At 72.2% G+C, this 20,775-nt stretch carries 22 protein-coding genes; 8 read left to right on the forward strand and 14 right to left on the reverse strand.

The annotated features are described in order from the left end of the window. Positions 1–33: 33 nt before the first annotated feature. From ACERUN_RS00780 to ACERUN_RS00795, 4 genes are read right to left on the reverse strand one after another with little or no spacing between them, the layout of a single operon-like run. Complete coding sequence (locus ACERUN_RS00780; protein ID WP_370287630.1) at positions 34–1,395, reverse strand: RIP metalloprotease; 1,362 nt, start codon at positions 1,393–1,395, stop codon at positions 34–36. A gap of 59 nt (positions 1,396–1,454) precedes the next feature. Then, positions 1,455–2,564: a 1-deoxy-D-xylulose-5-phosphate reductoisomerase gene (dxr, locus tag ACERUN_RS00785; protein WP_370287631.1), complete on the reverse strand. Its 1,110-nt coding sequence runs from the start codon at positions 2,562–2,564 to the stop codon at positions 1,455–1,457. 2 nt (positions 2,565–2,566) lie between these two features. After that, positions 2,567–3,544, reverse strand: coding sequence for a methylmalonyl Co-A mutase-associated GTPase MeaB (meaB, locus tag ACERUN_RS00790; protein WP_370287632.1), 978 nt, complete (start codon positions 3,542–3,544; stop codon positions 2,567–2,569). A 5-nt stretch (positions 3,545–3,549) separates the two neighbouring features. Continuing rightward, a complete protein-coding gene (locus ACERUN_RS00795; RefSeq protein WP_370287633.1) occupies positions 3,550–4,746 on the reverse strand; it encodes an acetyl-CoA C-acetyltransferase in 1,197 nt (398 codons plus the stop codon). Positions 4,747–4,887: 141 nt separating this feature from the next. Between ACERUN_RS00795 and mce the strand changes: the two genes are divergently transcribed. Then, positions 4,888–5,337, forward strand: a complete 450-nt coding sequence (mce, locus tag ACERUN_RS00800; protein WP_370287634.1) for a methylmalonyl-CoA epimerase — start codon at positions 4,888–4,890, stop codon at positions 5,335–5,337. Between the two features lie 22 nt (positions 5,338–5,359). Here mce and ACERUN_RS00805 read toward each other — a convergent pair whose 3' ends face one another. Genes ACERUN_RS00805 through ACERUN_RS00815 form a run of 3 tightly spaced genes read right to left on the reverse strand, consistent with a single transcriptional unit; the run spans position 5,360 to position 7,633 of the window. Then, positions 5,360–6,247 (reverse strand): biotin-dependent carboxyltransferase family protein, encoded by an 888-nt coding sequence (locus tag ACERUN_RS00805; RefSeq protein ID WP_370287635.1) that lies wholly within the window; start codon positions 6,245–6,247, stop codon positions 5,360–5,362. A gap of 1 nt (position 6,248) precedes the next feature. Next, the gene (locus tag ACERUN_RS00810) at positions 6,249–6,908 is read right to left on the reverse strand and encodes an allophanate hydrolase subunit 1 (protein ID WP_370287636.1); all 660 of its coding nucleotides are present in this window, start codon (positions 6,906–6,908) and stop codon (positions 6,249–6,251) included. Beyond that, positions 6,905–7,633 carry a LamB/YcsF family protein gene (locus ACERUN_RS00815; protein ID WP_370287658.1) on the reverse strand — a complete coding sequence of 243 codons (729 nt, stop codon included), beginning with the start codon at positions 7,631–7,633 and terminating at the stop codon, positions 6,905–6,907. Before ACERUN_RS00815 ends, ACERUN_RS00810 begins: the two co-directional genes overlap by 4 nt. A gap of 349 nt (positions 7,634–7,982) precedes the next feature. Here ACERUN_RS00815 and ccrA point away from each other — a divergent pair, with 349 nt between their 5' ends. The 3 genes from ccrA (at position 7,983) to ACERUN_RS00830 (ending at position 12,021) form a co-directional block, all read left to right on the forward strand. Continuing rightward, the gene (ccrA, locus tag ACERUN_RS00820) at positions 7,983–9,323 is read left to right on the forward strand and encodes a crotonyl-CoA carboxylase/reductase (RefSeq protein ID WP_370287637.1); all 1,341 of its coding nucleotides are present in this window, start codon (positions 7,983–7,985) and stop codon (positions 9,321–9,323) included. A 215-nt stretch (positions 9,324–9,538) separates the two neighbouring features. Continuing rightward, a complete protein-coding gene (locus tag ACERUN_RS00825; protein ID WP_370287638.1) occupies positions 9,539–10,873 on the forward strand; it encodes a hypothetical protein in 1,335 nt (444 codons plus the stop codon). Continuing rightward, positions 10,870–12,021, forward strand: coding sequence for an AI-2E family transporter (locus tag ACERUN_RS00830; RefSeq protein ID WP_370287639.1), 1,152 nt, complete (start codon positions 10,870–10,872; stop codon positions 12,019–12,021). The genes ACERUN_RS00825 and ACERUN_RS00830 overlap by 4 nt, the downstream gene beginning before the upstream one ends. Before the next feature lie 20 nt (positions 12,022–12,041). Here the strand turns inward: ACERUN_RS00830 and ACERUN_RS00835 are convergent, their stop codons facing one another. Further along, a complete protein-coding gene (locus ACERUN_RS00835; RefSeq protein WP_370287640.1) occupies positions 12,042–13,001 on the reverse strand; it encodes a DMT family transporter in 960 nt (319 codons plus the stop codon). A gap of 142 nt (positions 13,002–13,143) precedes the next feature. On the opposite strand from ACERUN_RS00835, the gene ACERUN_RS00840 reads away from it, so the two are divergent. Further along, positions 13,144–13,953 carry an endonuclease I family protein gene (locus tag ACERUN_RS00840; RefSeq protein WP_370287641.1) on the forward strand — a complete coding sequence of 270 codons (810 nt, stop codon included), beginning with the start codon at positions 13,144–13,146 and terminating at the stop codon, positions 13,951–13,953. A 40-nt stretch (positions 13,954–13,993) separates the two neighbouring features. On the opposite strand, the gene ACERUN_RS00845 is transcribed toward ACERUN_RS00840, so the two are convergent. Next, on the reverse strand, positions 13,994–14,788 hold the full coding sequence (locus ACERUN_RS00845; RefSeq protein ID WP_370287642.1) for an alpha/beta fold hydrolase: 795 nt from the start codon (positions 14,786–14,788) through the stop codon (positions 13,994–13,996). A 55-nt stretch (positions 14,789–14,843) separates the two neighbouring features. Further along, on the reverse strand, positions 14,844–16,010 hold the full coding sequence (locus ACERUN_RS00850) for a 3-hydroxyacyl-CoA dehydrogenase NAD-binding domain-containing protein (protein ID WP_370287643.1): 1,167 nt from the start codon (positions 16,008–16,010) through the stop codon (positions 14,844–14,846). A 145-nt stretch (positions 16,011–16,155) separates the two neighbouring features. Between ACERUN_RS00850 and nucS the strand changes: the two genes are divergently transcribed. Next, positions 16,156–16,854, forward strand: coding sequence for an endonuclease NucS (gene nucS / locus ACERUN_RS00855; protein ID WP_370287644.1), 699 nt, complete (start codon positions 16,156–16,158; stop codon positions 16,852–16,854). Here nucS and ACERUN_RS00860 read toward each other — a convergent pair. Then, entirely contained in the window at positions 16,851–17,372 is a 522-nt protein-coding gene (locus ACERUN_RS00860) for a hypothetical protein (RefSeq protein ID WP_370287645.1), read from the reverse strand. The genes nucS and ACERUN_RS00860 overlap by 4 nt on opposite strands. Before the next feature lie 80 nt (positions 17,373–17,452). Further along, positions 17,453–17,869 carry a hypothetical protein gene (locus ACERUN_RS00865; RefSeq protein WP_370287646.1) on the reverse strand — a complete coding sequence of 139 codons (417 nt, stop codon included), beginning with the start codon at positions 17,867–17,869 and terminating at the stop codon, positions 17,453–17,455. 180 nt (positions 17,870–18,049) lie between these two features. On the opposite strand from ACERUN_RS00865, the gene ACERUN_RS00870 reads away from it, so the two are divergent. Further along, positions 18,050–18,664 (forward strand): DUF952 domain-containing protein, encoded by a 615-nt coding sequence (locus tag ACERUN_RS00870; protein WP_370287647.1) that lies wholly within the window; start codon positions 18,050–18,052, stop codon positions 18,662–18,664. Between the two features lie 26 nt (positions 18,665–18,690). Here the strand turns inward: ACERUN_RS00870 and ACERUN_RS00875 are convergent, their stop codons facing one another. Both ACERUN_RS00875 and ACERUN_RS00880 read right to left on the reverse strand, forming a co-directional pair. Then, positions 18,691–19,218 carry a ferritin gene (locus tag ACERUN_RS00875; RefSeq protein WP_370287648.1) on the reverse strand — a complete coding sequence of 176 codons (528 nt, stop codon included), beginning with the start codon at positions 19,216–19,218 and terminating at the stop codon, positions 18,691–18,693. 32 nt (positions 19,219–19,250) lie between these two features. Continuing rightward, positions 19,251–19,448, reverse strand: a complete 198-nt coding sequence (locus tag ACERUN_RS00880) for a hypothetical protein (protein ID WP_370287649.1) — start codon at positions 19,446–19,448, stop codon at positions 19,251–19,253. Positions 19,449–19,524: 76 nt separating this feature from the next. Here ACERUN_RS00880 and ACERUN_RS00885 point away from each other — a divergent pair, with 76 nt between their 5' ends. Next, positions 19,525–20,739, forward strand: coding sequence for an acetyl-CoA hydrolase/transferase family protein (locus ACERUN_RS00885; protein ID WP_370287650.1), 1,215 nt, complete (start codon positions 19,525–19,527; stop codon positions 20,737–20,739). Positions 20,740–20,775 lie beyond the last annotated feature (36 nt).

The following is a 20,775-nucleotide window of genomic DNA, read 5'->3' on the forward strand; positions in this document are numbered from 1 at the left end:
GTCCGCACGCGATGGCGGCCCGGGCCGACCTGATCAGGAGTAGAGGCGCACGGGCACCACGAGGTCGCCCACGATGAGCACCAGGCTCATCACGAGCAGGACGCTCGCCACCACGTAGGCGACCGGGAGCAGCTTCGCGGCGTCCACGTAGCCCGGGTCGGGACGACGCGTGACCCGCGCCCAGCCGCGCCGCACGGCCTCCCACAGCGCGCTGGCGATGTGGCCGCCGTCGAGCGGCAGCAGCGGCACGAGGTTGAACATGCCGATGAAGAAGTTGAAGCCGGCCACGAGCAGCAGCAGCGAGACCAGCTTCGAGGTGGTGTCGATGCTCGTCTCGGCCGCGGTCTCCCCGGCCAGGCGGCCCCCGCCGACGATGCTGACGGGTCCCTCCGGGTCGCGCTGCTCGACGCCGACGATCGCCTTGGCGACACCCCAGACCTTGGCGGGCAGGGTGACGAGCGACTGGACCACGTCGACGGTCATCGTGCCCATCTGGCGCAGCGTGTAGAACGGGCCACCCGTGGCGCGCTCGGTGACCGGGACGACGCCCAGGAAGCCGACCTTCGTGTCGGCCTTCTGCCCCGCGCTCGTGGGCGGGCGCACCGCCGGGGTCACGGTGAGGGCGACGTCGCGGCCGCCGCGCTCGACGACGATCTCGGCGGTGCGGGTGCCGTTGTCCTTGACGAAGCGCTGCACCTGCGACCAGCTGGTGATGGGCGTGCCGTTGAACGACACGATCCGGTCGCCGGCGCGCATGCCCGCCGCACGGGCCGGGGCCGGTGAGGAGTCGATCTCCTCGGGGGTGCACACCCGACCGCTGTCGAAGCTCGGCAGCACGCAGGCGTTCACCTCGTCGATGACGGTCTTGCTGCGGATGTCGGCGGGGTTGCCGAAGGTCGCGAAGACACCGGTGAAGATCACGAACGCGATGGCGAGGTTGACCGTCGGCCCGCCGGCCATGACGACGACCTTCTTCCACCAGGACATGCGGTAGAAGAGCCGATCGGAGTCCTCGGGGCCGACGAGCTCCCACTCGGCGGCACGGGCGTCGGAGATCAGCTGGGTGAACATGCCGGTGTTGGACTTGCGCACCCGGAAGGTCTGCGGCTCGCCGGCCGCGGCTGCGCCCGCCTCGACCTCGACGAGCTCGTCGGCACCCGGCGGCAGCATGCCGACGATCTTCACGTAGCCGCCGAGCGGGATGGCCTTGATGCCGTACTCGGTCTCGCCGACCTGCTTGCTCCAGACCGTGGGTCCGAAGCCGATGAAGTACTGGGTCACCTTCCCGCCGAAGGCCTTGGCCGGAATCATGTGGCCCAGCTCGTGCAGGCCGATCGAGGCCAGGATCGCGACGACGAAGATCACCACGCCGAGCAGGTAGAGCAGTGCGGTCATGAGGGTGCGGTCCTCGCGGGGTTCGGGTTCGAGTTGCGGTGGGGCGACGAGGGTCGGCGTCAGCGGTTGCCGGCGACGGCCGCGGCGGCCGCCTCCCTCGCCCATCCATCGGCTCCGAGGACGTCGTCGAGAGCGATCGCCTGCTCCGAGACTACGTCGTGCGACGAGACGACGTCGGCCACCACGTCGACGATCCCGGTGAACGACAGCCGGCCCTCGCGGAAGGCGGCGACCGCGACCTCGTTGGCTGCGTTGTAGACGGCGGGGGCGGTGCCGCCCCGGCGCCCGGCCTCGCGGGCGAGGGCGACGGCGGGGAAGGCGTCGTCGTCCAGCGGGTCGAACTGCCAGGTCTGGGCGGTGCTCCAGTCGACCGCCGGCGCGGCGTCGGGAACGCGGTCGGGCCAGGAGAGGCCGAGCGCGATCGGGATGAGCATCGTGGGCGGGCTGGCCTGCACCAGCGTCGATCCGTCGACGAACTCGACCATCGAGTGCACGACGCTCGTGGGGTGCACCACGACCTCGATGGCGTCGTAGGGCACGCCGAAGAGCAGGTGCGCCTCGATGACCTCGAGGCCCTTGTTGACCAGCGTGGCCGAGTTGATGGTGATGACCGGACCCATGTCCCAGGTGGGGTGGGCCATCGCCTGCTCGGGGGTGACCTGCGCGAGCTCGCCGCGGCTGCGCCCGCGGAACGGGCCGCCGCTCGCAGTGAGCACGAGCTTGCGCACCTCGTGGTCGGCGCCGCTGCGCAGGCACTGGGCGAGGGCGCTGTGCTCGGAGTCCACGGGCACGATCTGGCCGGGTGCGGCCCGGTCGAGCACCAGCGGACCGCCCATCACCAGCGACTCCTTGTTGGCCAGCGCGAGGGTGCGACCCGCGTCGAGCGCAGCGAGGGTGGGGCGCAGGCCCACGGCGCCCGTGATGCCGTTGAGCACGACGTCGCACTCGTGCGCGGCGGCGTCGATGCTCGCCTCCTCCCCCAGCCCGTGGACGACGGGCGCGAACTCCTCGACCTGACGCGCGAACAGCTCGGGGTTGCTGCCGCCGGCCGTGAGACCGACGACGCGGAACCGGTCGGGGTTGGCCCGCACGAGGTCGAGCGCCTGCATGCCGATGGAGCCGGTCGAGCCGAGGATGACGACGTCCTTCACGCCGCCATCCTGCTGCATGCTCACAGCAGGCGCTCGGCGGCGGTGTAGGGGTCCTCGGTGCCGGCCACCACGGCCGCGGCGAGCTCGTCGAGCCGGTCGCCGTCGTCCACCGAACCCCAGCGGCGGCGCAGCGCGGTGAGGGCGAGGGTCTCGATCTCCTCGCGGGCCCGGCGGACGCGACGGCGGTGCAGCTCGCCGCTGGTGCGCAGCCACTCGCCGTGCTGCTCGATGGCGTCGACCACGTCGGGCACGCCGGCGCCGGTGGAGGCGGCGGTGCCGAGCACGGGCGGGCGCCAGGCGTCGTCGCGCCGCTCGGCGAGGCCGAGCATGGCGCGCAGGTCGCGACGCACGCGGTCGGCGCCGTCGCGGTCGGACTTGTTGACGACGTAGAGGTCACCGATCTCGAGGATGCCCGCCTTGGCGGCCTGGATGCCGTCGCCCATGCCGGGGGCGAGCAGCACGATCGTGGTGTCGGCCTGGCCGGCGACCTCGACCTCGCTCTGGCCGACGCCCACGGTCTCGACGAGCACGACGTCGAACCCGGCGGCGTCGAGCACGCGCAGGGCCTGGGGCGTCGTCCACGCGAGGCCGCCGAGGTGGCCGCGGGCGGCCATGGAGCGGATGAAGACGCCGGGGTCGAGCACGTGGTCGCCCATGCGGATGCGGTCGCCGAGCAGCGCGCCCCCGGAGAACGGGGACGACGGGTCGACCGCCAGCACGGCGACCCGCTGGCCGCGCCGGCGCAACTCGCCGATGAGGGCGTTGGTCGAGGTGGACTTCCCGACGCCGGGGGCGCCGGTGAGGCCGACGATGCGCGCCCCGCCGGTGTGCGGCGCGAGCAGGCGCATCAGCTCGGGCAGCAGCGGCGACTCGTCCTCGACGAGCGAGACGAGGCGGCCGACCGAGCGGGGGTCGCCCTCGCGGGCCTTGGAGACGAGATCGGGGACGGCCGCCGCGCTGATCGCACGACGGCCGCCCCCGGTGCTCTGGACGGTCAAACGGCTCAGGCCTTGGGCACGCGCACGATGAGGGCGTCGCCCTGGCCGCCGCCGCCGCACAGGGCGGCGGCACCGATGCCGCCACCGCGGCGCTTGAGCTCGAGGGCCAGGTGCAGCACCACGCGGGCGCCGGACATGCCGACCGGGTGGCCGAGCGCGATCGCACCGCCGTTGACGTTGATCTTGGCGTCGTCGAGGCCGAGCTTGCGGGCCGACTCGATGCCGACGGCGGCGAAGGCCTCGTTGAACTCGACGAGGTCGAGGTCGGCGGGCGTGATGCCCTCCTTCTCGCAGGCCTTCGCGGTGGCGTTGGCCGGCTGCAGCTGCAGCGAGGTGTCGGGGCCGGCGACCATGCCGTGCGCGCCGATCTCGGCGAGCCACTCGAGGCCGAGCTCCTCGGCCTTGGCCTTGCTCATCACGACCACGGCGCAGGCGCCGTCGGAGATCTGCGAGGCCGAGCCGGCGGTGATGGTGCCCGACTTCGAGAAGGCCGGGGGCAGCTTGCCGAGGGACTCGGCGGTGGTGTCGCCACGCACGCCCTCGTCGGCGGAGACGACGATCGGGTCGCCCTTGCGCTGCGGGATCGAGACGGGCACGACCTCCTCGTCGAAGACGCCGTTCTTCCACGCCGCAGCGGCCTTCTGGTGCGAGGCGGCGGCGAAGGCGTCCTGCTCCTCGCGGGTGAGCTGGGTGCCCTCGGCGTTGATCTGCTCGGTGAGGCCGCCCATGGCCTGCTGGGTGGCCTGGTCGTAGAGGGCGTCGTAAGCCATCGAGTCGACCAGCTTGGTGTCGCCGAACTTGAAGCCCTCGCGCGACTTCGGCAGCAGGTGCGGGGCCTGGGTCATCGACTCCATGCCGCCGGCCACGATGATCTCGGCCTCGCCGGCGCGGATCAGCTGGTCAGCGGTGGCGATGGCGTTGAGGCCGGAGAGGCACACCTTGTTGATGGTGATCGAGGGGACGTTCAGCGGCAGACCGCCGGCGATGCCCGCCGAACGGGCCGGGTTCTGACCGGCGCCGGCCAGGATGACCTGACCCATGATCAGGTAGTCGACCTGGTCGCCCGACACACCGGCCTTCTCGAGCGCACCCTTGATGGCCACGCCACCGAGGTCAGCGGCCGACAGGGTCTTCAGGCCGCCGAGGAGGCGACCGATCGGCGTCCGTGCGCCGGCGACGATGACGGTGGGGTTGTCGGACATTGCTGCCTCCGTGACGAGAGAAAAGATGTGACCGAGCGGTAACCCGCCGGACTCTACTCGCGCCCCCGCGCGGGCCGCGAGGGGTCTCAGGGGCACCCGATGTGGCGCTGGTCACCGCGGACGGAGCGGCATGATGGGCCCATGACTCTCGACGGCCTGCCCCAGCACCTGTTCACCGCCATCGACCACGTCGGCATCGCCGTGCCCGACCTCGACGAGGCGATCGCGTTCTACCGCGACACCTTCAACCTGGTGTCGGTGCACGAGGAGACCAACGAGGAGCAGGGCGTGCGCGAGGCCATGCTCGCCGTCGGCGAGTCGGGCTCGTGCATCCAGCTGCTCGCCCCGCTCAACGAGCAGTCCACGATCGCGAAGTTCATCGACCGCAGCGGCCCCGGCATGCAGCAGCTGGCCTACCGCGTCACCGACCTGGACGCGGTGTCGGCGATCCTCAAGGAGCGCGGCGTGCGCCTGCTCTACCCCGAGCCCAAGCGCGGCACCTCCGACAGCCGCATCAACTTCGTGCACCCCAAGGATGCCGGCGGCGTGCTCGTCGAGCTCGTCGAGCCCGCTGCGGGCGGCGGCCACTGAGGTCGGTCCCGGCGGATCCCGCTCAGGCCCGGACGAAGCGCACCGCGGTGCCCGGCCGGGCCTGGGCGAGGGCGTCGGTGTCGGCGTCGAGGACGACGCCCACCACCGGGTAGCCGCCCGTGACCGGGTGGTCGGCCCCGAGGACGACGGGCAGCCCGCTCGGCGGCACCTGCACCGTGCCGCGGGTGACCCCCTCGCTGGGGAGCTCGCCCACCCCCTCCCGGTGCCGCATCGCCGGCAGGGCGCCCGGCTCGTCCCCGCGCGAGGGGACCAGGCGCACGCCCACGCGGTCGCTGTCGGAGCTCACGACCCACGTCGTGCGGTGGAGGGCTCCCGGATCGACGAGCCGGTCGGTGTGCGGCCCGGGCACCGCCCGGAGCACCAGCACCTCCCGCGGCACGGTCGCCTCAGCCACGGCACCCGCCAGCGGGGTACCGAGCGCGCCGGAGCCGCCGCGGCCGACGGGGAGCAGGTCGCCGACCCGCACGGGCGGCGGCCCGAGTCCGCTGAGCGTGTCGTGGGCCACCGAGCCCAGCACCTCCTCGGCCGCCACGCCTCCGCCCACCGCGAGGTAGGCGCGCAGCCCTCGGGCGGGGACGCCCAGCGCGAGGCGCTCACCGCGCCGCAGACGCACGACGTCGCCGATCGCGCGCGCCCGCCCGTCGGCGCGGATCGGCACCGGCGCCCCCGTCACGCAGACCCACAGGTCGGCGGTCGCCTCGACCTCCAGACCTCCGAGCAGCACCTCCAGCACGCCCGCGCCGGGGGCGTTGCCGAGCAGCCGGTTCGCGAGGCCGGACGACGCACGGTCGGCCACCCCCGACGGCGCCACGCCGAGAGCGGCGCGGCCGGGGCGTCCGGCGTCCTGGACGAGGCAGGAGGCGCCGACCGCGCGCACGAGCAGCCCCACCTCAGACCGCCTCGAAGCGCACGAGGGTGCCCGGGGTCAGCAGCGCCGCGGGATCACGGTCGAGGTCGAACAGCACGAGGTCGGTGCGCCCCAGCAGCCGCCATCCGCCCGGGGAGGCGCGGGGGTAGACCCCGGCGTACTCCCCCGCCAGCGCCACCGAGCCCGCCGGCACCCGCGTGCGCGGCTCGGCGCGCCGCGGCACCTGGAGGCGCGGGTCGCCGCCGGTGAGGTAGCCGAAGCCGGGGGCGAAGCCCACGAAGGCGACCCGCCAGGGCCTGCCGGTGTGCGCAGCCACGACGTCGTCCTCGCTCAGGCCGGTGAGCGCCGCGACCTCGGCGAGGTCCGGTCCGTCGTACACAGTGGGCACCACCACCTCGATCTCCGCCGCGGTGGACGACGCCGCGACGGCCGCCTCGAGCTCGCCGACGCCCGGCACCAGCTGCTGCACCGCGGCGAGGTCGACGCCCGGCCGGGCGAGCACCAGCACCGTGCGTGCGCCGGGCACCACGTCGTCCACGAGGGGGCGGCCGCGCTCGGCGACGATGCGCGCGCAGGCGAGAGCGTGGTCGGCGTCCGGCACGCGGATGCGGAGCGCACGGTCGCCGTAGCGGCTCCACGACACCGGCCCGGGTCGCACGGGTGCCGCGTCGGCACCGCTCACGCGAACGCCCGCACCGTCACGCCGGCACGCGCGAGCGCCTCGCGCACCGCCGCCGCGGAGGCGGCGGCACCCGGGGTGTCGCCGTGCAGGCAGAGCGAACGCGCGGCCGGCTCGCGATCGCGGGTCGCCAGCGCGACGGCCTGCTGCGCCACCGCCCCGGTCTCGGTGAGCAGTGCCCCGGGCTCGCTGCGGGGCACCAGCGTGCCGTCGGGTCGGTAGCCACGATCGGCGAAGCCCTCGCCCACGGCCTCGAGCCCCGCGGCTCGCACCGCCGCGAGGAACGGCGAGCCCGCCAGGCCGAGCACGGGCAGCTCGCTGAGACGCGCGGCCTCGATCACCGCCTCCGCCTGGGCCGGGTGGGAGCTGACGGCGTGGTAGAGCGCCCCGTGCGGCTTGAGGTAGGCCACCTGCGCCCCGGCCGCCTCGGCCAGCGCCCGCAGGGCCCCGACCTGGTAGAGGACGTCGGCCGCGAGCTCGGCCGGCTCGACGTCGATGAAGCGGCGTCCGAATCCGGCGAGGTCGCGGTAGCCCACCTGGGCACCGATGCGCACGCCGTGCGCGGCGGCCAGCTCGCAGGTGCGGCGCAGGATGAGCGGATCGCCCGCGTGGAACCCGCAGGCGACGTTGGCGCTCGTCAGCAGCGGGAGGAGGGCGTCGTCCTCACCGAGGCGCCAGCGGCCGAAGGACTCCCCCACGTCCGCGTTGAGGTCGACGATCCGCGCCACGGATCGCGACACGGATCGCGACACGGACTGCGAGGTGGACGGTTCGGCATCGGCGGGCGTCACGGGGCCTATCGTGGCCCACGGGTCGGCGCGTGCGCGGCACCTCCGGGGCTGCCCCCACGAAGGGCGAACCGGACTTCCGGCGTGAGACGACCGTCACGAACCGCACACGACCCGGTTACCCATGGGTAATCTTCGCCCGTCCCGGGCTCGGCTCGATCGAGCCGCGCAGGGCGCGCAGCACCCGCATGACCCGCAGACGACACCGACCGGTGCTGGCAGCAGCCAGCCGGTGACCGCCCTCCGCGGCGCCGACGCCCCAACCCCGCATGACACGTAGGGAGAGACCGTGCAGCACATCCTCGACGCCATCCAGGCCGAAGGAACCTCCTCGGAGGACTTCGCCAGCCTGGCCCTTCCCGAGTCCTACCGGGCCGTCACGGTCCACAAGGACGAGGTCGACATGTTCGAGGGTGTCGCGACCCGCGACAAGGACCCGCGCAAGTCGCTGCACGTGGACCAGGTGCCGCTGCCCGAGCTCGGCCCGGGCGAGGCGTTCGTGGCCGTGATGGCCTCGGCCATCAACTACAACACCGTGTGGACCTCGATCTTCGAGCCGGTCTCCACCTTCGGCTTCCTCGAGCGCTACGGCCGCGAGTCCGAGATGGGCGCGCGCCACAACCTGCCGTACCACATCGTCGGCTCCGACCTGTCCGGCGTCGTGCTCAAGGTCGGCCCCGGCGTCACCAAGTGGAAGCCGGGCGACCGCGTCGTGGCCCACTGTCTCTCCGTCGAGCTCGAGGCCCCCGAGGGTCACAACGACGCGATGCTGGACCCCTCCCAGCGCATCTGGGGCTTCGAGACCATCTTCGGCGGCCTCGCCGACGTGGCCATGGTGAAGGCCAACCAGCTCATGCCGAAGCCCGAGCACCTCACCTGGGAGGAGGCCGCCACCCCCGGCCTCGTCAACTGCACCGCCTACCGCCAGCTCGTCTCGGCCAACGGCGGCAACATGAAGCAGGGCGACAACGTCCTCATCTGGGGCGCCTCCGGCGGTCTCGGCGGCTTCGCCACCCAGTACGCCCTCAACGGCGGCGCCAACCCGATCTGCGTGGTCTCCAACGAGGAGAAGGCCCAGATCGTGCGCAACATGGGCGCGGAGATGGTGATCAACCGCTCCGAGCTCGCCCCCAAGTTCTGGAACGACGAGGGCACCCAGCAGAACCCGAAGGAGTGGCAGCGCTTCGGCAAGGCCATCCGCGAGCTCACCGGCGGCGAGGACATCGACATCGTCTTCGAGCACCCCGGCCGCGAGACCTTCGGCGCCAGCGTCTACGTCACCCGCAAGGGCGGCACCATCACCACCTGCGCCTCGACCACGGGCTACATGCACGAGTACGACAACCGCTACCTGTGGATGAACCTCAAGCGCATCGTCTCCAGCCACTTCGCCAACTACCGCGAGTCGTGGGAGGCCAACCGCCTCATCGCGCAGGGCAAGATCCACCCCACCCTGTCGAAGACCTACACCCTCGAGGAGACCGGCCAGGCCTCGCTCGACGTGCACCACAACCTGCACCAGGGCAAGGTCGGCGTGCTGTGCCTCTCCCCCGAGGAGGGCCTCGGCGTGCTCAACCACGAGCTGCGCGAGAAGCACCTCGACAAGATCAACCTGTTCCGCGGCATCTGATCGCGTCCTGATCCACTCCACAGCAGGCCCGCGCCGCCTCGGCGCGGGCCTGCTGTGCTCTGACGGCCCGCGAACACGACCGTCGTCCTGAGAGACGCGTAAGGATCCGCGACGAGCCGGTTCCCATGCGCGAGGCGGTGTGGGTTTCCGCCCTTGGATCGGGAATCATGGGCCCGGTCCCCGCCCGCCCCCGACGAAAGAGCCGACCCAGCCCCATGAGCGACGAGGGTCTGTCCATCTTCGACGACGAGTCCGCCAACCCCGAGAGGTCCCCGGCCGTGCCCCCTGCCGACGACGAGCCCACCCAGGTCATCCCCACCGTGAAGCCCTCGGACGACGCGCCCGCCCGCCCGAGCGGCGAGGCACCGGGCACCGCACCCCTGCCCACCGCGCCCGCCCCCGCACAGCCCGCCCGCCCGGCCCAGGCCGCTCAGCCCGCCCCGTCGGCACAGCAGGCTCGCCCCGCCGCCGCGCAGCGCACGGCGGCCCAGCGCCCGGCCGCCCCGCGTCCGGGTGGCGCTCCCACCGGCCAGCCCGTGGGCTTCGGAGCACCCGGTGGCGACGGGCTCCCCGTCGTCCGCAAGGGCGGCTACGACCGCGAGGCCGTCGACGCGCGCATCCGCCAGCTCTCCAGCGAGAAGGCCACGCTGGGCGCCAGCCTCACCGAGTCCGAGCGCCGCGTGATCGAGCTCGAGCAGGAAGTCGCGCGGCTGCGCACCGAGGCGGCCGAGGCCGAGAACCCCTCCTACGCCGGCCTGGGCGGTCGCGCGAGCGCGATGCTGCGCCTCGCGGAGGAGGAGGCGGCCGAGATCCGCACCACCGCCGAGGCCGACGCCGCCGAGATCCGCGAGCAGGCCGACCGCGACGCCAAGGCGATGCGCGCCGAGGCGGCCCGCGAGGCCAACGACATGCGCGCGGTGCAGCTGCGCGAGCTCGAGGAGAACCGCTCGCGACTGCTCACCGACGCCGAGCAGGAGCGCGCACTCGCCCGCGCCGAGGCCGAGGACCTCCTCGCCTCGGCCCGCCGCGAGAGCGACCAGCTGCGCCGGGCCACCGAGCAGCAGGTCACCGAGCTGCGCAGCCAGGCCCAGCGCGAGGTCGAGCAGGCCCGGGCGGCCGTCGACCGCGAGGTGCAGGAGGCCCGCCGCGCCCTGGCGATGGAGAAGGAGCGGTTGGCCCGCGAGGCCACCGACCACCACAACAGCGCCGTCGCCGAGACCCGCCGACTGGTCGAGGAGGCCGAGCAGCGCGCGACGGCCGCCGAGGCCCGCGCCGCCGAGGTGCGCAAGAGCTCCGCGGAGCACCGCGCCTCGGTGCAGAGCGAGTCGGAGGCGCTGCTCAGCCGCGCCCGCCGCGAGGCCGAGCAGATCGTGGCCTCCGCGCAGACCCAGGCCGAGGCCATCACCACCTCCGCCGACGCCGACCTCGAGCGCACCATCGCCGCCCGCCGCGCCGAGCTCGAGCGCCTCACCAAGCGCCGCGCGGCCATCACCGCCCAGCTGTCCTCGCTGGCCGACCTCGTGGCCGGCTTCGGCGAGGACGACGGGTGACCCACCCCGACGGCACCGGGGCCGCCGCAGCCGAGGACGGTGTCGCCGAGCACGGCGGCATCGACCCGGCCGCGGTGGCCCCGGCGCCGCCGTCCCCCTACGGCGTGCCGGGCAAGCCTTTCGACCGCCGCTCGCCGTTCTTCTACGGATTCCTGGGCGGCCTCGGCGCGCTCACGGCCTACTTCCTCTACACCGCGCTGCTCGCCATCGGCTCGGTGCTGCTGACCATCGTGGTCTCGTTCTTCCTCGCCGCCGGACTCAACCCCGCGGTGGAGTTCCTCGAGCGGCGCGGCGTGCGACGCTCGATCTCGGTGGCGGTGGTCATCGTCGCAGCGCTGAGCCTCGTCGTCCTCTTCTTCTTCGCGATCGTGCCGGTGATCACCGACCAGGTGCAGGCGATCACCCGCAGCGCCCCCGGCTACCTCGACGAGCTCGCCAAGAACGACCAGATCCGCAAGCTCAACGACGACTACGACATCATCGACAAGGCCAAGGCCAAGATCTCCGACGGCGACTTCGTCACCAGTCTCTTCGGCGGCGCGCTGGGCTTCGGCCTGAAGCTGGTGTCGGCGGCCTTCAACCTGTTCGTCATCGTCGTGCTCACGCTGTACTTCCTCGCCAGCCTGCGTGGCACCACCCACGCGCTGTACCGCCTGGCCCCGGCCTCGCGCCGCGACCGGGTCACCGCGCTCGGCGACAAGATCATCGCCAACATCGGCGGCTACGTCTCAGGGGCTTTCGTGGTGGCGCTCGCCGCCGGTCTGAGCTCGCTGCTGTTCCTGTCGTTCACCTCGATCAGCAAGTACGCCGTCGCGCTGGCCTTCGTGGTAGCGGTGCTCGACGTCATCCCGATGGTCGGCGCCACGATCGGCGCGGTGATCGTCTCGGCGATCGCGTTCGCCAACGACGTGCCCACCGGCATCGCCTGCGTCATCTTCTACGTGATCTACCAGCAGGTCGAGAACTACCTCGTCTACCCGCGGGTGATGAGCAAGTCGGTCGACCTGCCCGGCGCGGTGATCGTGATCGCCGCGATCGTCGGCGCGGGCCTGCTCGGCGTCGTCGGCGCGCTGCTCGCGATCCCCGTGGCGGCGGCGATCATGCTGATCGTCAACGAGGTCGTCATCAAGCGCCAAGACCTCGCCTAGCGGCTACCCCGGCTGCGGCATCAGGTGAGCACCGGGGCGTCGGGCACGTCGACCGTGCGCTCCCCCAGCTTCACCGCGACCACGCCGGCGAGGATGAGCAGGCCACCGAGCGCCTGGATCCAGCCCGGCAGCTGGTCGAGCAGCAGCCAGGCCCACAGCACCGCGACCACGACCTCCGCCAGCGCCACGAACGAGGCGAGGCGCGAGCCGAGGCGGCGTCCGGCCGCGATGCCCGAGGTGTAGGCGATCGCGGCCGTCACGATGCCGAGGGCGAGCAGGGCCTGCCACGGCGCCACCGCGATGCCGGCGTAGGCGAGGTCGGACGACGAGGTGGCCAGCGGCATCAGCCCCGCCAGCCCGAGGACGCCGAGCAGCGACCCGCCCACCACCAGACCTCCGGCCGCCAGGGTCATGGGCGGCAGTCCGCTGCTCTCGTCGGCCGAGATCACGAAGTAGGCCACGCATCCCACCATCGCGGCGAGCGCCCAGGCGATGCCGCGCACGTCGACGTCGGAGCCGGAGAACAGGTCGAGCACCAGCACGAGCCCGAGCGCGGCGACCACCGCGCCCAGCACGGTCAGCCGTCCCGGCCGCTGACCGTGCGCCAGCCACATCCATCCCACGACGGCTGCCGGGGCGGTGTACTCGATGAGCAGGGCGGGCGCGACGTCCATCGTCTGCACGGCGGAGAAGTAGCAGAACTGGGCGGTCGCCACGCCGAGCGCTCCGTAGAGCACGACCGTCGTCCACGCGCCGCGTAGCAGGTGCCAGCGTCCGCCGAGGGCCGCGAGACCGAAGGGCAGCACCGCAGCGGCGCCGATGGCGATCCGCACGAGCACCACGCTGCCCGCCGTCCACCCGGCGTCGAGCAGCGGGCGCGCCAGGCTGCCCGACATGCCGAAGCTGGCCGCTGACAGCAGCGCGAACGCCAGCCCGGAGCCGATCCGGGCGGTGGGCCTCGTCGAGGCGATCGTCGTCACGGACGCGACGCTAGCGACGCCCGCCGCCGTGTCCAACCGCGGGCGACCGCCGGGTGACCGGTCGGCGACCATCCCATTCCGATCGTGGTCGACGCGACGTGGCGACTGGTGCCGGGGCGCCGGCTGGCGCAGGATCCTCGCCATGACACGCATGCTCGGGATGCGCCGGATGCCGCACGCCCTCCTCCTCACTCTGACCCTCCTCTGCTCCCTCGGGCTGTCCGCCGCGCCCGGATCCCCGTCGCAGGCGGCGCCCTTCGCGACGTCGGCTGCACCTGCGGGCTACTACGACGCCGCCGCGGGCAAGAGCGGTGCGGCGCTCGCAGCGGCGCTCTACGGGATCATCGACAACCACCGCGCCCTGACCTACACCCAGGTCTGGGACGCGCTGAAGACCACCGACGCCGACCCGGCCAACAGCAACAACGTGGTCGAGTTCTACTCAGGTCGCTCGATCGCCAAGTCGAGCAACGGCGGCGGCACGGGCCAGTGGAACAGGGAGCACACCTGGCCGCAGAGCAAGGGGGACTTCGGCACCGCTCCCGGCCCCGGCACCGACCTGCACCACCTGCGCCCCGAGGACGTCACCGTCAACTCCACACGGGGCAACAAGGACTTCGACACCGGCGGCAGTTCGGTCGCCAACTGCTCCGGATGCAGCACCGACGCCGACTCCTTCGCTCCGCGCGCCTCCGTGCGCGGCGATCTCGCTCGCGGGCTGATGTACATGGCGGTGCGCTACGAGGGCGGCGACGGTTTCGCCGACCTCGAGCTCAACAACACCGTCAACGGCTCGGTGCCGCTGCTCGGCAGGATCTCGGTCCTGCTGGCCTGGCACGCCGCCGACCCCGTGGACGCCGCCGAGCGCACCCGCAACGACCGCGTCTACAGCCTGCAGGGCAACCGCAACCCGTTCGTCGACCACCCCGAGTACGCCGAATCCATCTGGTGAGCGCAGGGCGGGGATCGTCGCACTCCGGCGGCGTCCCCGCTCAAGCGCCGGTGTCGCCGAGGAAGCGTCGCAGCACCTCGACGAAGATCTCCGGCTTCTCGCTGTGCAGCCAGTGGCCAGCGCCCTTGATGGTGACCTTGCGGTTGTGCGGGAACAGCGCGTCCATCGCCGGCTCGAACTCGGGGCGCACGTAGCCGGAGCGCTCCCCCGCCATCCACAGCACCGGCCCCTCATAGGGCGGCAGGGCGGCGAGCTCGTCGCTCGGCCAGCCGCTGATGGCACCGAGATCGCGGTCGAGCACCTCGAGGTTGGCCTGCCACCGCCACCCCGTGGACGACGCAGGGTCGCGGCGCAGGTTCTGCAGCAGGAAGCCGCGCACAGTCGGGTCGGGGGCAGCGTCGGCGAGGGCCTGCTCGGCGTCCTCGCGGGTGTGGAGCGCGGCGAGGTCCATCGCCTTCATCGCGGCGATGTAGCGGGGGAACTCGCTCAGCCCGGGGTAGTCGACGGGCGAGATGTCGGCGACGACGAGACGCTCGACCCGCTCGGGGTGCAGCAGGGCGAGCACCATGGCGACCTTGCCGCCGAGGGAGGGCCCGACGAGCGCGACCGGCTCGTCGTCCTCGAGGGTGGCGACGACGTCGGCCGCGGCCTCGGCGAGGGTGAAGCGGTCGCTCCACGGCGAGCGGCCGTGGTGGGGCAGGTCGATGAGGGTGACCCGGTGGCGCTCGGCGATCTGCTTGGCGACGCCGGTCCAGTTCTTGCCCTGGCCGAAGAGGCCGTGGAGGAAGACCACACGGCTCCCGGCGGTGCCGAGAGCCGTGTGGTGAAGCGTCACCCGCGCACCCTATCGAGCGCCCGGGGCACCGAGCCGGGGAGGGCTCGGCCGCTGCTCAGTAGGTGTGGAAGCCCTCGCCCGTCTTGCGGCCGAGCTTGCCCTCGGCGACCTTGGCCTCGAGGGTGGCGGCCGGCGCGAAGCCAGGCTCGCCGAACTCGCCGAAGAGCTCCTTCTGGATGGCCAGCGACACGTCGTTGCCGACCACGTCGAGCAGCTCGAAGGGGCCCATCGGGAAGCCGGCGGTCTCCTTGATGGCGGCGTCGATGGTGGCGAGCTCCTCGCCGCCCTCGGCCAGCTTCACGGCGTCGTTGAGGTAGGGGAAGAGCAGCAGGTTGACGATGAAGCCCGAGCGGTCGCCGGCCGAGACGCCGACCTTGCCGACCTTGGCGGTGAGGGCACGGGTGGTCTCGTCGACCTCGGCGGAGGTCGCCGGGGTGGTGATGACCTCGACGAGCTTCATCACGGGCGCGGGGTTGAAGAAGTGCATGCCGATCACGTCGCCCGGGCGGGCGGTGGCCTCGCCGAGCTTGGTGATGGGCAGCGAGGAGGTGGTGGTGGCGAGGATCGCGCCCTGCTTGACGATGCGGTCGAGGTCGCGGAAGAGCTCGAGCTTGAGCTCGAGGTCCTCGGCGATGGCCTCGACGACGATGTCGACGTCGGCCAGCGCCTCGCGGGTGGTGGCGCCGGTGAGGCGGCCCAGCAGCTCGGCCTTGCCCTCCTCGGTGCCCTTGCCCTTGGCGATGGCGCGGTCGAGGTTCTTGGTGATGTAGCCGACGACGCCGTCGAGCTTCTCCTGGCTGCGGCCGACGTAGACGACATCGTAGCCGGCCTGGGCGAAGACCTGGACGATGCCGGAGGCCATGGTGCCGGTGCCGACGACGCCGACCTTGGCGATCTCGTGCTTGAACTCCGGCGCCGCACCGCCGGCGGCGGCAGCCGCCTCGTCGGCGAACGTGCGACCCTCGGCGGCCAGCTTCTCGAGCAGGTCGGCCGGCTGGTGCAGGTGGTCGCCGGTCTCGGCGTACCGCTCGGCGAGCAGGTCGCGCACCTGGGCGACACCGATCTCGTCGACGACGGTCAGGGGGCCCTTGGGGTAGCCGCAGCCGAAGCGCATCGCGGCGTCGATGTCGGTCACCGAGGCGTAGCCCGACTCGTACGTGCGCACCGCGTGGTTGAGGTAGGGCAGCACCAGGGTGTTGAAGATCTGCTCGCTCGAGGTCATGGGCCGGATCCTGCCACCGGTCGCGCACCCTGACTACCGATCGGTAACAATCTGGACACGGTCGAGAGCCACCTCACACCTGTGCTGCGGAGCGCGTCTGTGCCGAGGACGGCGGCGAGCGTCGTCCACGGTAGATTCGACGCCCGTGAGACTCGTCGTCGCGCGCTGCCAGGTCGACTATGCCGGCCGTCTGACCGCCCACCTGCCGATGGCCACGCGGGTGCTCATGATCAAGGCCGACGGATCGGTGCTCGTGCACTCCGACGGCGGCTCCTACAAGCCGCTCAACTGGATGTCGCCGCCCTGCACCGTGCGCGAGGGCGTGGACGACGACGGCCGCGTCGAGTGGGTCGTCACCGCTCGCGCACCGAAGGGTCAGACCCCCGACACCCTGCGGATCCTCATCGACGAGATCCACCACGACTCCGCCCACGACCTCGGCATCGACCCCGGCCTGCAGAAGGACGGCGTGGAGAAGCACCTGCAGGAGATGCTCGCCGAGCACCCGGCCACCCTCTCCCCCGGCCTCACGCTCGTGCGCCGCGAGTTCCCCACCGCCATCGGCCCGGTCGACCTCATGTGTCGCGACGCTGAGGGCCTCAGCGTGGCCGTGGAGATCAAGCGGCGCGGCGAGATCGACGGCGTCCTGCAACTCGAGCGCTACCTCGACCTGCTCAACCGCGACCCGCTGCTCACCACCCGCGGGCCGGTGCGCGGCATCTTCGCCGCGCAGGAGATCAAGCCGCAGGCGAGAGTGCTGGCGACTGACAAGGGCATCGCCTGCGCGCTCGTGGACTACGACGCGCTGCGTGGACTGGACGACCCCACCGAGCGCCTCTTCTAGCTCTCCGCCGCAGACGCCAACAGGGGCCGCACGACGCTGTCGTACTGCGTGCGATCGAAGGTGAGGCTGAAGGCCGGCTGCGCCTGCTCACCGAGGTCGAGGGGCTCGTCGTGGGCCTGCCAGGCGATATCGCGCCACTCCACCGTGTCCGCCCCGAGGACACGCTCTGCCGTGAGCGCTCGGCAGTTCAGATCGAAGTCGATGCCGCAGACGAGCAACGGAACGCGGCCGTCGGACATGATCGTCCAGTCCCGCTCGACCGGGTCCCCGAGCATCGCGCGAAGGTAATCGGCCTCGTAGTCCCGCATCGCGTAGCCGTTCTGGATCGGCGTCACCTCGCCAGCGACCTCACCGTCCGGCCAGGCAGCCACCCTCGTGAGCGGCACGCCATCGATCGTCCACTCGAGGTAGGGGAACTCCCGCGGAACGAGCTGCCGACGGAACCAGCCCACCCGCTCGTCGACGTGGTGGACGACGACCGCGGCCGTCGTGCCGAGGACCGAGCACGTGCGTTCCACCGTAGAAGTCTCGCAGCCCGTGAGGCGAGTGACCTGCTCGAGGCGGCTGTGCGGCCCGGCCGAGCCGAGCCACAGCTCATCTAGTTCGGCGCGAGATCAGCCGGCAGGGGCAGCCCCAAGTACGTGAGGAGCTCCGCGAGCTGCGTCTCGACGAAGTCGTCGGAGTCGTCGGAGTCGTCACTCGCCAGGAACGACGCGACCTGCGAGGCATCCACCTCGGATCCGACGACGGCGCGCGCCCAGGCCGCGAGACCTCGCGACTCGCGCGCAGGATCGGTCGGCCTGGAGGCGTTCTCGTCGTCGAAGTAGACACGCGGAGTTAAGCCCACGAAGGCCTCGCCCGCCGCCTCACCGTTCGGCGCGTACCTGATGGTGCCGATGTCGCCGTCGTAGACCAGGACGAACATCCACGGCTCCGCCGGGGTCGGCACCTCGTCGTCCATGTCGACGTCCGACCATCGACCGTCGGCGTACATGTACGCACCGAAGAACCCCATCGACGTCTCCTCTCCTGGGACCGGATCGAGACTAGGCCCACTGCGGCGCACTCGCGGGCGAAACGTGCGACCGTGCCGCGCCTGTCGCCCCGCCCGGCGCAGTGGCACGACGCCGGCGGCGTTCGGGCGGTGGCAGGATGCGTGACGTCACCTCCCCCGAACCTCCCAGGAGCAGCGGCCATGGCCACGATCTTCCACCTCGCCCTCGCCAGCGACTGGGCGGCCGCACAGGAGGCGGGGGCCTACACGACGTCCACGCTCGGGATGACGCTTGACGAGGTCGGGTTCATCCACGCCAGCCGCGCCGAGCAGTGGACGGCGACGCGCGAGCGCTTCTACGCCGACGTCGCCGAGCCGCTGGTGCTGCTGCAGATCGACACCGACCTGCTCGACGTGCCGGTGATCGAGGAGCAGGGTCACCCCGGCTCGCCCGAGACCTTCCCCCACATCTACGGGCGCCTGCTGCCGAGCGCCGTCGTGCGCGCGACGCCGCTCCCCCCGCTCCGCAGCTCCGGCCCCGACTCCGGATCGGACGCGGACGGCGGCACGGCAGAGCAGCAGACCACCCGGCCGGCCACCGAGCAGACGCCGCCGGACGACTTCACGAAGGCGTTCTTCACCGGCGTCGCCACCAACGCCGCGCTGCTGCTGGGCGTCATGGCGCTGAGCGTGCTCGGCATCGTCGTCGGCCAGGCGATCGACGACCGCGTCGCGCCCGGTCTCGGCGGGGTGCTGGGCCTCGTGCTCGGGGCGTTCGTCGCACGCCGGATCTACGTCGCCCGCGTCGCGGTCTGAGCCGCCGCGGCCCCGACCGCGATCGGTCAGACGGCTCCGGCGGCCGGCGGGGCGGTGGGGTCCTCGCCCTCACCACCCTGCTCGCGCGCAACCCAGTCCTCGATGGCGTTGATGTCGTCGATGCTGCGGGTCACCACGGCCAGCAGGTCGTTCATGGTGGCGACCTCCTCGACCTGCTCCTTGATAAACCACTGCATGAACTGCTCGGAGGCGTAGTCGTGCTCCTCGCGCGCGATGCGGAGCAGACCGTAGATCTGCTCGGTGACGCGCTTCTCCTGCTCGAGGGCGAGGGCGATGGGTGCCACGACATCGGCGAACTTCGAGACCGGCGCCTCGACGCCGGGGATCTGGACCTCGGCGTCGGTGTCGAGGAGGTACTGCACCATCATCAGCGCGTGCTCGCGCTCCTCGAGCGCCTGGCCGTAGAAGAAGGCGGCCATCTGGGGCATCGTCAGGGCGTCGTAGTACACGGCGCAGGCGAGGTACTGGTTGTGCGCCGCGAACTCGTTGCCGATCTGGACGTTGAGCTGGTCGGTGAAGCGAGGGGCGGCCATGATCGAAGTCTAGGGAGTCTCGTCGCGGCCGCTCAGGCGGCCTTCTGCAGCTGCTTCTTCGAGACCTTGCCGCCGTCGACGCGCACGAGCACGCGCTTCTTGACGGTGTAGCCGGAGGGCAGGGTCCCCTCCTTCATCATGCGCAGCGGGCAGCGGCCGCACTTCGACTTCGACGCGCAGCACTTGGTCTTCGGCAGCTTCGCTGTCGTCGCCTTCTTGCCCTTGCCCATGGCCCCACTCTAGACCAAATAGGCAAGGCAAACCTAACGATCTGCATCACATGGAGGCGTCTGCTGGGATGGCGGTGTGGACCTCACTACCGCGCTGCGTCGCCTGCCGGACGACCCCCGCATCGTGCTCACCGGCAACCACGCCACCCCGTGGCACACCGCGCGCCTGATCGACGACGCACTGCCTTCCTACCGGCTGTGGACCCTCAACGGCCAGGTGGGGCTCCCCGACCGCGACGGCGTGCGGCTCGAGAGCCCGTTCGTCGGCCCCGGGCAGCGACACAGTCCGCGCCTGGACTACGTGCCCTCGCGCCTCTCCCTCGTGCCCGGCCTCTTCGCCGGCACGCTGGCGCCGGACACCGTCGTCCTCCACACGACACCGCCGCGAGGCGGCAAGGTCTCCCTCGGCATCGAGGTCGGCGTGCTGCCCGCGGCGATCGAGGCCGTGCGACGGCGCGGCGGCACGGTGATCGCCCAGGTCAACCGGCACATGCCGTGGACCTTCGGCGACAGCGAGGTCGACCTCGACACGATCGACGTCCTCATCGAGGCCGACGAGCCGCTGCCCTCGCGTCCCCCGAGCGTCATCGACGACGCGTCGGCGCGCATCGGCGCCCTCGTCGCCGACCGCGTGGACGACGGCGCCACCCTCCAGGCGGGCATCGGGGCCGTGCCGGACGCCTCCCTGCGCGGGCTCACCGGTCGCCGCGGCCTGCGGGTGTGGACCGAGATGTTCTCCGACTCCGTGCTCACCCTCGAGCAGGCGGGAGCGCTCGACCGCGACGTGCCGATCACCTCCTCCTTCCTGTTCGGCTCCGAGGAGCTGATCGCGTGGGTGGACGGCAACGAGCGGATCCGGATGGCGCGCACCGAGGTGACCAACGACCCCGGCGTCATCGCGCGCAACCCCCGCATGGTGAGCATCAACACCGCGCTGCAGATCGACCTGTTCGGGCAGGCCAACGCCTCGCGGATCCGCGCGCGCATCCACTCCGGGTTCGGCGGACAGACCGACTTCCTCGTCGGCGCGATGCACTCCCCCGGCGGTCAGGCGATGATGGCCCTGCGCTCCTGGCACCCGAAGGCGGACGTGTCGACCATCGTGCCGCTGGTGGATGAGCCGGTGACGTCCTTCCAACCGAGTGCGGTGATCACCGAGCAGGGCGTGGCCGAGGTGTTCGGCCGCACCCAGGGCGACCAGGCGCGCAACCTGATCGAGCACGCGGCGCACCCCGATGTCCGCGGCTCGCTGCAGGAGGCCGCGGTGGGCCTCGGACTGCTGCCGGGCTGAGGTCGCGCGGGCCCAGGACGTGCGAACGCCGCCCCG

Source organism: Nocardioides sp. (assembly GCF_964229035.1).
Lineage (GTDB): Bacteria > Actinomycetota > Actinomycetes > Propionibacteriales > Nocardioidaceae > Nocardioides.

What these genes read in the sequence shown, in the direction of transcription:
- ACERUN_RS00780 (WP_370287630.1), bottom strand. Translation starts at nt 1,395, where the DNA reads ATGACCGCACTGCTCTACCTGCTCGGCGTGGTGATCTTCGTCGTCGCG.
- dxr (WP_370287631.1), bottom strand. Translation starts at nt 2,564, where the DNA reads ATGCAGCAGGATGGCGGCGTGAAGGACGTCGTCATCCTCGGCTCGACC.
- ACERUN_RS00795 (WP_370287633.1), bottom strand. Translation starts at nt 4,746, where the DNA reads ATGTCCGACAACCCCACCGTCATCGTCGCCGGCGCACGGACGCCGATC.
- mce (WP_370287634.1), top strand. Translation starts at nt 4,888, where the DNA reads ATGACTCTCGACGGCCTGCCCCAGCACCTGTTCACCGCCATCGACCAC.
- ACERUN_RS00825 (WP_370287638.1), top strand. Translation starts at nt 9,539, where the DNA reads ATGAGCGACGAGGGTCTGTCCATCTTCGACGACGAGTCCGCCAACCCC.
- ACERUN_RS00840 (WP_370287641.1), top strand. Translation starts at nt 13,144, where the DNA reads ATGACACGCATGCTCGGGATGCGCCGGATGCCGCACGCCCTCCTCCTC.
- ACERUN_RS00850 (WP_370287643.1), bottom strand. Translation starts at nt 16,010, where the DNA reads ATGACCTCGAGCGAGCAGATCTTCAACACCCTGGTGCTGCCCTACCTC.
- ACERUN_RS00865 (WP_370287646.1), bottom strand. Translation starts at nt 17,869, where the DNA reads ATGGGGTTCTTCGGTGCGTACATGTACGCCGACGGTCGATGGTCGGAC.
- ACERUN_RS00870 (WP_370287647.1), top strand. Translation starts at nt 18,050, where the DNA reads ATGGCCACGATCTTCCACCTCGCCCTCGCCAGCGACTGGGCGGCCGCA.
- ACERUN_RS00875 (WP_370287648.1), bottom strand. Translation starts at nt 19,218, where the DNA reads ATGGCCGCCCCTCGCTTCACCGACCAGCTCAACGTCCAGATCGGCAAC.
- ACERUN_RS00880 (WP_370287649.1), bottom strand. Translation starts at nt 19,448, where the DNA reads ATGGGCAAGGGCAAGAAGGCGACGACAGCGAAGCTGCCGAAGACCAAG.